Below are 13,151 nucleotides of genomic sequence, written 5' to 3'. Positions count from 1 at the left end.
CAAAACAAAAATGAAAAAAGATATAAAAAATAATACTCAAAATTGTGAATCTGATAGATCATACATCCAAGAAAAACAATCACAAAAGGGATGGTACAGCAATTTGAAATTCCTTTTTGTAGGCATCTTATTTGGGATTGTATTTGTAAAATCGGAGGTGGTGAGCTGGTTTCGGATACAAGAGATGTTCCGTATGCAGTCGTTCCACATGTACGGCATCATTGGCAGCGCTATTTTGGTGGGAATGATTTCGGTGTGGCTGATAAAGAAGTTTGATGTCAAAACCATCAACGGTGAAAAGATAGAATTTCACCCTAAAAAATTTAACAAAGGTCAAATTTACGGCGGATTGATTTTCGGTTTTGGATGGGCTATTACAGGCGCTTGCCCTGGACCGCTATTTGCACAAATTGGCACGGGTGCAACTGTGGTTGTGGTGACGCTGCTGAGTGCTATTGCCGGGACTTGGGTTTATGGCTATTTTAAGGATCGATTGCCACATTGAAAGATGAATACCATTAAATAATGATTTTTTAATTAAACTTTATACATACTAATAGCCTAAATTCTGATTTTAGGCTATTATTTATTAAGCTTAAAAAATATTTAATTCAATTTGTAATCCGTAAGAACAGTATTAGATAAACTTTAAATAAAAAGAAAAATCAATATCGTATTATTTCATATAAAATACATCATTACAATTATTAAAAATAATTGTAATTAAACGTTTAACCATAATTTAACTTTACAATGGTATTTGGTAACAATTAATTAATGTGGCATAAAGCTTGTTTTTGTTAATGTATTGTATTTTAGTGTATTATGTTTTATTTTTTTTGAAAATTAAAATTTGCCAAATTACACTTTTTTCTGAATTGACCAAAAAAATATGACTATTGTTTTTTTAATTTATTATTAAATACTTTGCACTGTAAATCAGAACAATGAAACGTGCATCCATTAAAGATATTGCTAAAATTGCCGGAGTTTCCGTGGCAACGGTTTCATATGTTCTTAATAAAAAAGAGGGACAAAGAATAGGAGAGGAGACTAAGAAAAAAATTTTAGAAATTGCTGAAACGATTAACTATGTCCCAAACAGAATAGCCAGAAGCCTTCAGAATAACAAAAGTAAATTATTAGGGCTCATTGTAGCAGATATTTCTAATGATTTTTATTCTAGTATTGCAAGACATCTGGAGGATAAAGCATTGAAACTTGGTTATACCTTGATTATTGGAAGTTCTGATGAAAATGCTACAAAATTTGAAAGACTAATTGACCTTTTTTCTCAACAACAAGTTGACGGGATGATTGTGGCTCCTGTTGCAGGATCAGAAGTTATTTTGTCAAAATTAATAAGCAGAAATTACCCTGTTGTTACTATAGATAGATATCTGAAAGGAATCAACATTCCAGGTGTTATCATTAATAATAGAGAAATTGCAGAAGAAACAACCTCGTATCTCATATCCAAAGGCTTTGATCAGGTTATCTATATAGGTTACGATACAAAATTGCCTCATCTTCTAGATAGAAAATCTGGTTTTGACGCAAGTATTTTTGATTCTGAAAAAGAGCTTGTTAGCCATAATATTTTGGTTGATTTGGATAATATCACCCAAGATGTCCAAACTAAATTAACACAGGTTTTGGGTGAAAATCCAAAGAATACAGCAGTTTATTTTTCTAGTAATAAACTTGCAGTTGCCGGTCTTGAGTATTTAATTAAAAATAATATAAAAGTTCCGGAGCAGGTTTCTGTTCTCGCTTTTGATGAGACAGAAGCATATAAATTATTTCCTTCAGATGTTTCTTATATCAAACAACCTCTAGAAGAAATGGCAGAAGAAGCTATCAATCTTTTGGATACGCAAATTAATCAATACAGTTCTACGGCTAAGAAAATAACGCTTTCTGCAGAATTGATTGTTAAAAAGTCTATAATATAATTTTTTTATTAATTAACTTAAACGTTTAACCAATGAATATAAATAAAAATAAATCTTACGCCGTATGTTTCGGAGAAGTCCTTTGGGATATTTTTCCTACTGGGACTAGAGCTGGTGGAGCACCCTTCAATGTAGCTTATAACTTAGATAAAATGGGACTTGAAGTTAAAATGATTAGCAAAATCGGAAACGATGATCTTGGTAATCAATTGTTAGGGCAGATTAAAAATTGGGATATTTCTACAGAACATATTCAGACTGATGTTGAGAAATCGACAGGAACTGTTCTTGCAACGTTTGATGAGAACGGAGAAGCACATTATGATATTATCAACGACGTAGCTTGGGATCATATCGAGATTACGCAAGAGCACAAAGAATTAATAAAAAATTCTGAAGCATTTGTTTTTGGAAGTTTGATTGCCCGCAACGAAAAATCAAAAAATACACTTCTAGAGTTGATAGAGTTATCTAAATTCAGGGTTTTTGATGTTAATTTTCGTCCGCCTTTTATCGATTTTGATTTGATTAAAACCTTATTGCATAAAGCACATTTGGTTAAAATGAACAAAGCAGAATTGAGAACGATTATTGAGTTTCTTGGTGAAGATTATGTGGATGAAGATACTAGTGTTAAGCATATTCAGAAATATTTTGATCTTAACGAGGTTGTCCTTACTAAAGGTAGCAAAGGCGCAAGATACTTTGTAGGAGACAAAAATTACACTTTTTCTGCTGTTGAGATTGAAGTAAAAGATACGGTGGGTAGTGGAGATTCTTTTCTGGCAGGCTTTTTATCAAAAAGAATCCAAGGAAAATCTCCTGAAGAAATCATGAAACAAGCGGTGTCTTTGGGCGCATTTATCACTTCAAAATCAGGAGCTTGTCCAGATTACACTTATGAAGAATTCAAATCTTTTAGAGAAGAACATTACGGTCAAACTATTTAAAATAAGCTTATGAATACTGCAAAATTTACAGAAAAGAAATACATTGTCGTATTGGCATTTGTGATTTCGTTATTTTTCTTTTGGGCGATCGCACTTACGATGGGCGATGTGTTGAACAAGCATTTTCAAAATGTCTTGAAGATTTCCAAATCAGAGTCAGGATTGGTACAGCTATCTATTTTTGGTGCTTACGCATTGATGGGAATTCCGGCTGGTTATTTTATGAAAAAATTTGGCTACAAAAAAGGCGTCATCCTGGGATTGGTTCTTTTTGCTTTGGGTTCTTTCCTTTTTATTCCTGCGGCAAATCAGATGTCTTTTGGATTTTTCCGTGTGGCTTTATTTGTTTTGGCAATGGGAATGGCGACTTTAGAAACGGTAGCGCATCCTTTTGTAGCAGCATTGGGAAATGAAAAAACCAGTGATCAAAGAGTAAATTTTGCACAGTCTTTCAATGGTTTGGGAGCGATTATTGGACCGCTCTTGGGAGGTTTTTTTATCTTTGGTAAGTCTGGTTTGGATGATAATTCATTGGATTCTGTCAAAGATCTTTACACTTGGATTGGCGTGGTGATTTTGACGATTACTATTGTTTTTTCTTTTATCAAAGTTCCTAGTTTAAAGGACCCTCATGCAGAAGATATTCAGATTTCTGAGAACGATAATGGCGCAGAAGCTTCGATTTCTGATCCGCACGCACCACTTTACAAACAGAGACATTTTATCTGGGCTGTGATTGCTCAGTTTTTCAATATTGCTGCGCAGGGCGGGACTTGGGCTTATTTTATCAATTATGGTGTTGAGAAAATGCATCTTCCAGAGATTCAGGCGTCTTATTACTTTTCACTAAGTATGGCAATGATGATGATTGGTCGTTTTGTAGGAACTTTCTTAATGAAATTTATCGCTCCTAATAAACTCTTGACTATATTTACGATTTGCAATATTGTACTTTGTTTGATTATTTCTCAAAGTTTTGGTTGGGTTTCTTTTATCAGTTTGATATTACTTAACTTGTTCTTAAGTGTTATGTACCCAACAATTTTCAGTCTTGGATTGAAGAGATTAGGTACCAAAGTTCCACAAGCTTCTTCATTCTTGGTAATGGCGATGTTTGGTGGCGCAGTATTTCCACCTTTAATGGGGAAAATTGCTGAGCACGATATTGCACACGCTTACTTGCTTCCTATTATTTGTTATGTTTTTATTCTTTTGTTCGCTGTAAAATATTACAAACCAAAGACTCTTAAATAGATGAATAACAAGGTTGTAAAATATAGTTTTTGGTTTCTATTAATCATTAGCCAGGTAGCTCAGGCTCAGATTACAGTTACCAATAAGGATTTTTCCTTTGGGACAACGGGCAGAATTGGTGCTGGATATTCTCCGAATGCCGATGGGAAAACAGGAAGACAACTGAATCTTAATAATCAAGGTTCGTTAGGAGGTCGTATGGATCAGGGCGATTATGTGGAATTTTTACCAGCTTTTCACTTTACTCCTGTTATTAATAATGATAGTGTAAAAGCAACAAAAATTGATATGCAAGCAAGGTTAAGTTTCTACTCTGGCGGAACATTTTTGGGCAATGTAGATTCAAAATCAAATCAAGGAATGATTATCGCCTTGCCTGAAGCCTTTGTAGAAGCTAAAAATATTATGGGAAGTGATTGGGACGTTTGGGCTGGATCACGATGGTTGAGGTATGATGATATCCATATTGCAGATTATTTTTACTTTGATGATCATTCTGCAACTGGTTGGGGAGTGCGACACAAAAACACTAGATTTTCTATGTTTTTCCCTGCTGCGATAGATACGGCGGCAAGTAATTCTACGCCTTATTCTTATACCAATATCATTAGCGGAACAAAGAGTCTGATCTACAGACAACGTGAAGTTTTTATTTTAGAACAGACTATTCCTTTTAAAAATATTAATCATAAATTTAAAGTTCTTGCCGAATTCCATAACTTGGATAAATCAGGAAAAAATTCTATAGAGCAGTATCCTGCAGATCACGGTTGGGTTTTGGGAGCTAAATTAAACACCAATTTGAAAACGAAAATTCCGGGTTCATTTAATCAGATTTCTGTAAGATACGGCAGCGGAATTGCCAATGGTGGCGACAGCGGAAATACCCAAACATGGAGAACTTATGGTGCTCCAGATGAGGTTAATAAAACGTATAAAGGGGCTTATTCTCTCACCGCAGTAGAACATATTTTGCTCAATCTTTCCAATAAATGGTCTGCCAATGCCTATGCTGTTTTTACGATGAGCAAAGGAGGATCAGACAGCAATAATAAAGCAATTGATTATTACAATCGAGAGATTTTTAATAAAAAATCCGAATTTAATACAGGTGTAAGAGCGACGTATTATGTCAATAATTGGTTTCATATTTTGTCAGAATTACATTTTGCAACCAGAAAAAATGGTAATCAAGATGCAGCTTCTATGACAAAATTAGTTTTGGCGCCAACCATCGTTCCGACAGCAGAAAGAAGTGTCTGGGCAAGACCACATATTAGATTGATTGCAGAGGTTTCACGATATAATAATCAGGCAATGAATAGTCTTTATTCGCCTTTTTTACAGCAATCTGGAGCAAAGAGATTCGGGACTTATTTTGGCGTGAGAACAGAATGGTGGGTTTTTTAACAACATAAAAAATTAAAGAAAATGAACGTAAAATTAGGAGCTTCTCTCTTATCCTGGATTACTCCGGTTTGGACGCCAGAAGCAGGTAAATATGCGATAGAAAAAACAGCAAATGCGGGTTTTGATTTGATTGAAATCCTCTTGCCAACATCTATGGAATTTAATTCTAAAGAAGTAAAACAACAATTAAACGATAATAATCTGGATGTCGTATGCTCTCTTAATCTTCCAAAAGAAGCGCACATTGCTTTTCATCCGCAGGTTGCAGAAAAACTAATTAAACAAGCTATCGACAAAACCTCGGAGCTTGAAACTGATTTTCTAGGTGGCGTTTTGCATGGTGGCATTGGTGTTTTCTCAGGAAATCCATTAACCGAAAATGAAGCCGAAACCATTGCAGAAGTTTGGAGCAATGTTGCAGATTATGCCAAAGAAAAAGGTGTTAATATCGGTATAGAACCCATCAACCGCTATGAATCTTATGTTTGTAACACGGCAAAAAATGTTTTGGATTTGATAGAAAAAACGGGCAAAGACAATCTATTATTGCACCTCGATACATTTCACATGAACATTGAAGAAGCTAATTTTTATGATCCGATTATACTTGCGAGTAAGAAATTAAAACATGTTCATATTACAGAATCTCACCGCGGGATGTTGGGCGAGGGAACCGTTAATTGGGCAGAACTTTTCAAAGCTTTGAAGGAAATCAATTTTGAAGGAAATTTGGTTTTGGAGAATTTTTCATCTTCAATTCCCGGGATGCAGCAGATGGTTTCTCTTTGGCAAAAATCGCCTTACGATGCAGAAGAGCTGGCACTTGGAAGTTTAGCCTTTTTGAAAAAGCATATTTAATTTCTCTAATGGTTTAAGATTTTAAATGTTCATCTGATACTAACTAAAAATTCATTCAATAAAGCTATATTGAATGAATTTTTAATTTATAAGAGAATTAAACTTTGCCATATTTATTAGAATTTTAGCAAAGCTTTTATTTAATAAAATGACTTAACTATTATCTGGCTTAGTAGCAGTTGCTTTGCCAGAAACATCGCCCTTCATGTCAACAATAATGGGATTATTAATAATTGATAGCAAATTCTTTCTGTATACCGTAACGTTAACACGAATTTCTGTTGTTGTTTTTCCCGTTGTATCATTTATAACAAATTTACGATCATTATTGGGTAGGAAGACTAATCTCCATGTTCCATTTTCTACAAATGCTCTTGCATTATAAAGAGGAATATCATTATTATTTCCTTCTAATCTTACTGTAGGGTGGCTATTAGTTCCCCACACAATATAGCCTCCTATAGATACATAATATTTATCCGCAGAAATTTTTGTATCATAATTAGACACGCCATCTAGGCTACCATTATTAAAGAAGTATACGACGCTATTGATAGCGCTGTAACTGGATGTGGCAGGAACATATTTTTTAAGAGTATTGTCACTATTATCTTTTACAATAAGATAAGAATTAATAGATGTCCCTGTGTATACACCTGGATTTTCGAGGTGTAAGTTTTCAGAAATATTCATATTACCCTTTACGTCAAGAATCCTTTTGGGATCGGTTGTATTGATGCCTACTTGAGAATAAAGTGATTGTATACAGCCTAATGCAATTATTTGAAGTGTTTTTTTCATAATTTTTTTTTAGATTCCAGGTGGTGTAGAAGAAGCTTGTCCAGTGTTACTACCTCCTAAATTAAATTTGATTTCTCCTAAATCTTTATAAAATCTTTTAGAGAAAAGAACAATGTCAAATTTATAAGTATAACGATTAGATGTGTAGCGCGTATTAAGTGTAGGGTAGCCTATTTTAGCATGCCACATACCACCTTCAGAGGTAACTTTGATCTCAAAATGTCCTTTATTGTTATTTGTAGCAAAAAGACCATTATTAGGTTCTGCTGCATTAGATGTAGAGGGGATTGCCTGGAAATTAGTAATCGCTACAAAATATTTATCGGTAGGGATTTGTAAATTAAGATCGTTAAGATCATCTTGGTAAATATTCTCTACACTATAAGGTTGAATTACAATAGGAGCATACAGTGTTTCTTGCTTGTATAGTTGACCATTTATAATACTTGATTGGGGATCTCTAGATACAACAGAAAAACCAGCGGTATTATTACTATATGTATTGTCTGCTGTATAAGTTTCTTTTGCAATACCCACACTACCAATAACTTCTAAGGATTCTTTTGGATTTGCTGTACCTATTCCTACATTTTGAGAAAAACTAAATATAGGTAATAATAAAAATATATACGTTTTCATTTTTATGTTATATTAATTTAAAATTGCATTGGTTGCAGTACCCGTACTTATTTGATTCATATCTATTTCTTGCTCCTGGAATATTTTAACATAGGTTTTGGGATATACTGCACACATGATAGTCCAAGCTCCATTAATTATATTGTTCTTGTTATCCTTAATAGCATTCAATCCAGGATAATCAGCATAAAGACGCCAAGTTCCGTTAGTGTTTTTTGCACCAAATGAAGGCAAGGCAATTCTTGGTCCTGAATTATTAGATGGTTCTACATCCGTATCGAAATATCCGGATAAAACTACCAAAGCATAATCATTAGCATTAAGTAATGTATTAAAATCGAGTACATAGTCTCCTCTTACATTTTCTAATTTATAAGTAACGATGCTAGCAATACCTGGTGTATTTTCCAATGTAGGATCTATCACTTTTATACTATTATCGGTAATATTGTATGCTAGAAGGTTATATCTGTCTTTTGCTTCTGCGGGAATTGCATTAATATTAGGTACAATAATTTTGTCAGAATAATAATCTCCTTTAATATCCAATGTTACTCTTGGTGTGATTGTATTAATTCCTACATTATTGGATTGCGCAGATAAGATAACACTGCTTAAAATGAAAAGTAGTTTATTCATTGTTTTAATCTATAAGATTTTTTTTTTGGATTTGTGTCGTTGCAAAAGAATAACAGTTTAAAAAAAAATGATAATTTTATATATCAATTTAAAAAAAATGTATAATAAAATATTGCAAATTTGTCTTGATGTTTTTTCTATTAACAGCGCGCAAAAGTAAGTATAATGAACGAACTAAGAAAACATTTTTTTAGCTATTTTGTTTTTTTAAATTCTTTTCTTTTCTAATTTGATAATAATATTTTTTTATTTACGGATTATCAATTAGTTATGTTTAACATAGGGTATTTGTTTTGGTTGAAGATTTAGCGATATATTTTTCCAATATTTTTGTATAATTCAGTTTAATCATCACTTAATTGAAAAACTGATAAAAATTATTTGCCTAAATTTTTACAATGTACCCGAGATAATTTATGTCATTTTGTTTTTTTTATAAAACTTTTTAGACAAATAAAATCATGATTTTAATGTTATTAATTTGATACAACTACACAAAAATCGAATCTTACAAGATACCGAAAGGCGTCAAATTAATAAAAATTGAACTGTACGAAAACCGAAATAATGTAACATCAATAGACAACCCAAAACTTATTGTCGAGCAAACTTTTAATTTTCCCCCAAAAATATAAATATCAGTTTTCAACCATCAATAGCCATGACTTTTCGAAAATGCTAGAGAAAACCTATAGATAATGGTTATTAAAATAAATTTGATTTCAACTGAATTTTTATAAAAGCTGCTTTTTGTTTTTTACCATTTACCACCGCTGAATTAACTGGATAAACTTCTGCATAAAAAGTGTCATTGTCCGCCCAAAAAGCCTTCATCTCGTTTCCGACTTTAAATTGTGTAAAATTAACGTATAACAGATTGACTTGATTTTTGGAGTGTGGCACGTATTTACTGACAAGAAAATCACTTCCTACATCATAGTTAGTATTGATGGCAGACACCCTGCTTTTTGAGGGTAGAATCTGTGGAAATCCTGCGGTGAAGAGTTCAAAACTACTCTTTGATTTCACATCATAAAATGTATAGTAACTGTCATTTATTTCCGTATTGTGCTCTTTGAAAACCTCCAAATCTAGATAGGCAGAGCGTCCCATGTAGTCATTATTCAATAGTCCGTCTTCCGTAGAGACATTTTGATATTGTGTGATGACTTCTTCTGGATTGCTTCCTGTGTAAATCCAGTTGTTATCATTCAGTTTTACAAGAGGATTTTTTACTAAAACTTCATCTATGCGTTTTGTTGATGCGTTTGTAAATTCTTGTTCTGACACCTCCGTGATTGTTCCATATTTAGCAAAAGATTTATTTTTGGTATCGTTAGAATCTTTGTAATTGCTGCTTCTGATTTCGTAGAGATCGACGCCTTTTAGAGTTAAATCAAATGACGCTGTGAATTCTGATTTTAGAACAAAAGCTTCAATACTATTAGAAATGTTATTTTCGATACTGTAATGAATGGCATAAAAATCATCAAATTCCTCGAAACCATAGTAGTTGTGAAGTTTGTTGAAAGCCACCTTCATGTGTGCAGCACTTTTGTCTGGTGCCACAAAAAATTGTACAGAATCTAGCTTGCTAAATAATTGATAGGGTACTTCTTGTACGTTCTCTACGCCTTTTATCTTTTTGAAATCAGCAAAAGTGATGGTCTTATTGTTGCCTCCGTCAGTGCTAATCTCTGCTGTTTTGTCTTGCTTACATCCAACCAGTAGTAAAGCAATTGTTATCAAAAGAATTGGATATAATGTCTTCATACTTCTTCTATCTTTTTACGAAGATATCGGTAATTATGTGGGCGAGCAAGATTAGGCATCAATTTTTGAAATAATTAGCCGAAACTAGGGAGAACTTTTAAGCTTTTCAGTTATCTGGATTCATTTTGAAATCTATTCTTTGCAGATTACAGTGTCAAAATCTAAATATAATTGTGTTAAACCTGAGTTATCAACAGTTACCCATTTGTAATTGGTAAGTACATAAGCATTGCCTTTATCAAGCTCAACCCATTCATCAATTCCTTTTGCTCCAATTTTCAGATCACTTTTTGAGGTTAATCCTGCTGGAGTAACGTAATTTCTATCTTTCGTTATGTACTTGCATTTATTAGAGTCTAGATATTCATTAATATCTGTTGGCATTATTAGTTTTGATTTTGTCAAAGTAGGCAAAGTTTGATTAACCATTTTGGGAGTTATGGCAATTTGACAAGAATGGAAACAGAATAATGTGGTTACAATAAGGCTTGTCTTTATAAAATTAAGTTTTTTCATACTAGTTGTTTTTAACGTCAACCAAATTAATAAAATTATTTTAAAAGATGAATAATTTCTGATGTATTACGAAAAATTAAACTTACAAGATATCTTTTGGATTTTGCTATACAATTATCCTTAATGTTTTTTTAATTAATAGAGATTTTGATATTTTAAGAAATACTGCATTATGAGTAACCAATTTTATTAGTGAGTTAGCTAGTTGACCATTCTTTCTTTAAGATTGCAAATTGATATGTGTTTTCAAAATTGGGAGTGCCATCAGGATTATTGACAAATGATATAAAATCTATAAATAATCCTTCTTCTCTCATCCCTATGCGTTTACATAATTTCTGAGAAGAAATATTATCATCCTCGGTGTATGCGTAAATTCTGCGTGCATCTTTCTCAAATAAATATTTTAATAAGGCTTCTGCAGCTTCTGTGGCATAACCTTTACCTCCAAAATTGGGATTAAAATTCCAGCCAATACTATAGGTGTCTAGATCTTCTTTGTGTGCAAAAACATCTCCAATAATAATATCAGACTCTTTTATGCATACGGCGTAAGATTCCTTAGAGTTTTCGGTATCTTTTTTTCTAGTTCTAATAGTTTCAAGGGCCTCCTCAATAGAATTTACTTTTTCACTTATAAAGCAATTCACCATTGGATTAGCGAGATATTGCAGTAGTCCTTCTGCATCTTTATCTTCAAAATCTCTAATAATTAATCTTTCTGTATCTATTTTCATATTACAATTTACTGCTAATTAACATTCTTTTTTATGAATAAAATTAAGAAAAATATAGAGTTGAGAAACTAAATAAAAAGAAAATAAATTTAATGTTTTTACAAAATTTTAAGTTGTGCAACAGCTATAAGTATTAGCAAAAGTTATTTTGTTAGCAATTTATATTTTAACTGAGCATCATTGTCTTCTGGATCTTTCTCAAGGTAGAGCTTTAGATATTCTAGAGCTTGTTTTTTTTGACCAGAAATCCGGTATGCCTCACTGATGTAATAATAACCATTATTTGAGTTGGGAAAAAAGTGAAGATTTAACTTAAATAAATCTATTGCCTGATTGGTCTTTTTTTCGAACAACAGCTTATAAGCATATCTTTCAATAAGATTTTCTCTTAATGAATATTTCTTTGAGTTGAGTTCTATTTCTTTAATACCAGCTTCATAACCTTTGTTAGTGACGGTTTTGATGATATCTTTAGTGTAAAAGAAGTTGTCAATGGATGGTGATGAACCTACCAATTGTTTTTTAATCAGATTGCTCGCTTCCCAATAATTTTCGACTTCTCCATTGGTCAGAATCACAATAGTATAACCCAAATCTGGATAAATCATTATTTCACTGGCAACGCCATCGTGTCCGCCAGTATGTCCAAAAATACGATGCCCATTGACTATAGTTTCTTCAAATCCATAACCATACATTCCTTCCCTGAACTTCACTTTACCTGATGTAGAAAGCGTCGTATTTTCTTTGTTGAGTAAAATGTTGTTTTGTAAAGCATTAGCAAAATTCAATAAATCATCAACTGTAGAATAGCCACCACCAGCAGGCGTTCCTTTTGTGGGATTTAGAAAAGTGTTATTTTTCCATTGTCCTGGTTCTTCTAATGACATTGTGTAGCCTGTCGCCAAATTTGGAACGGCATTATCCAATTCATAAGCATCCGTATTAATCATTTTTGCTGGTTGATAGATATGTTCTTTTACGAAATCAAAATAATTCTGCCCCGACAATTTTTCAATAATTAATCCTATAACCATATATCCGGAATTGCTGTACAAGAAATCAGTACCTGGAGCAAAGGCAAGTTTTTTATCTACAAACAACGGAAGGTAATCAGGAACTGTTTTGAAGTTTACTTTTGCAAGCTTGTCATATTCTTCCCAAAAACTGAACATTCCTGATGTGTGCGTCAATAATTGATGAATGGTCACAGAGTCGGCAACCGTTTTATTGGGATAATCTGTAAGATATTTTCCTACTTTATCCTGAAGCGAAATTTTCCCAGATTCTACCAATTGCATAATAGCTATTGCGGTAAACATTTTGTTGATAGAAGCTAAATTGAATTTCGTGTCCTGTTTATTTTTAATACGGTCCGGCAAATTGGAAAATCCAAATGTTTCTCTGTAAATTGGTTTACCATCTTTTGCAATAAGAACAACTCCGCTTAAGTTATTTTCTTTTTCAAGAATTTTTAATTGAGACTTTATCGGATTAACGATGCTTTCCCGATTTTGTGATTGGACCACAATAGGTAGCAAAATAGCAGTGAAGAAGATTGCTGTAATAAAATAGATTTGACGGATTGTCATTGTATATTTTTTATGATTAAGTCGCAA

13 protein-coding genes are annotated in these 13,151 nt (G+C 32.8%); 6 read left to right on the top strand and 7 right to left on the bottom strand.

Features of this window, described 5'->3' with window-relative positions; genetic code table 11:
* Positions 1–10 precede the first annotated feature (10 nt).
* From ACQQ6V_RS05145 to ACQQ6V_RS05120, 6 genes are all read left to right on the top strand, one after another.
* Positions 11–505 (top strand): DUF6691 family protein, encoded by a 495-nt coding sequence (locus ACQQ6V_RS05145; protein WP_448844482.1) that lies wholly within the window; start codon positions 11–13, stop codon positions 503–505.
* Between the two features lie 442 nt (positions 506–947).
* Positions 948–1,955, top strand: a complete 1,008-nt coding sequence (locus ACQQ6V_RS05140; protein WP_448844481.1) for a LacI family DNA-binding transcriptional regulator — start codon at positions 948–950, stop codon at positions 1,953–1,955.
* Positions 1,956–1,987: 32 nt separating this feature from the next.
* Complete coding sequence (locus tag ACQQ6V_RS05135) at positions 1,988–2,905, top strand: carbohydrate kinase family protein (RefSeq protein ID WP_448844480.1); 918 nt, start codon at positions 1,988–1,990, stop codon at positions 2,903–2,905.
* A gap of 9 nt (positions 2,906–2,914) precedes the next feature.
* Positions 2,915–4,159, top strand: a complete 1,245-nt coding sequence (gene fucP / locus ACQQ6V_RS05130; RefSeq protein ID WP_448844479.1) for an L-fucose:H+ symporter permease — start codon at positions 2,915–2,917, stop codon at positions 4,157–4,159.
* A complete protein-coding gene (locus ACQQ6V_RS05125) occupies positions 4,160–5,569 on the top strand; it encodes a carbohydrate porin (protein WP_448844478.1) in 1,410 nt (469 codons plus the stop codon).
* Positions 5,570–5,590: 21 nt separating this feature from the next.
* Positions 5,591–6,427, top strand: coding sequence for a sugar phosphate isomerase/epimerase family protein (locus ACQQ6V_RS05120; RefSeq protein WP_448844477.1), 837 nt, complete (start codon positions 5,591–5,593; stop codon positions 6,425–6,427).
* Between the two features lie 153 nt (positions 6,428–6,580).
* Here ACQQ6V_RS05120 and ACQQ6V_RS05115 read toward each other — a convergent pair whose 3' ends face one another.
* From ACQQ6V_RS05115 to ACQQ6V_RS05085, 7 genes are all read right to left on the bottom strand, one after another.
* A complete protein-coding gene (locus ACQQ6V_RS05115; protein WP_448844476.1) occupies positions 6,581–7,228 on the bottom strand; it encodes a hypothetical protein in 648 nt (215 codons plus the stop codon).
* A gap of 9 nt (positions 7,229–7,237) precedes the next feature.
* Positions 7,238–7,867, bottom strand: coding sequence for a hypothetical protein (locus ACQQ6V_RS05110; RefSeq protein ID WP_448844475.1), 630 nt, complete (start codon positions 7,865–7,867; stop codon positions 7,238–7,240).
* Positions 7,868–7,879: 12 nt separating this feature from the next.
* Positions 7,880–8,506, bottom strand: a complete 627-nt coding sequence (locus ACQQ6V_RS05105; protein ID WP_448844474.1) for a hypothetical protein — start codon at positions 8,504–8,506, stop codon at positions 7,880–7,882.
* 705 nt (positions 8,507–9,211) lie between these two features.
* Positions 9,212–10,279 carry a resolvase gene (locus ACQQ6V_RS05100; protein WP_448844473.1) on the bottom strand — a complete coding sequence of 356 codons (1,068 nt, stop codon included), beginning with the start codon at positions 10,277–10,279 and terminating at the stop codon, positions 9,212–9,214.
* 132 nt (positions 10,280–10,411) lie between these two features.
* Positions 10,412–10,795, bottom strand: a complete 384-nt coding sequence (locus ACQQ6V_RS05095) for a hypothetical protein (RefSeq protein ID WP_448844472.1) — start codon at positions 10,793–10,795, stop codon at positions 10,412–10,414.
* A gap of 197 nt (positions 10,796–10,992) precedes the next feature.
* Entirely contained in the window at positions 10,993–11,532 is a 540-nt protein-coding gene (locus ACQQ6V_RS05090; protein ID WP_448844471.1) for a GNAT family N-acetyltransferase, read from the bottom strand.
* Between the two features lie 143 nt (positions 11,533–11,675).
* Complete coding sequence (locus ACQQ6V_RS05085; RefSeq protein ID WP_448844470.1) at positions 11,676–13,124, bottom strand: serine hydrolase domain-containing protein; 1,449 nt, start codon at positions 13,122–13,124, stop codon at positions 11,676–11,678.
* Between the last annotated feature and the right edge of the window lie 27 nt (positions 13,125–13,151).

Source organism: Chryseobacterium electrogenes (assembly GCF_053553015.1).
The sequence above is the reverse complement of the archived record's forward strand: the minus strand, read 5'-3'. Positions and strand labels throughout refer to the sequence as shown.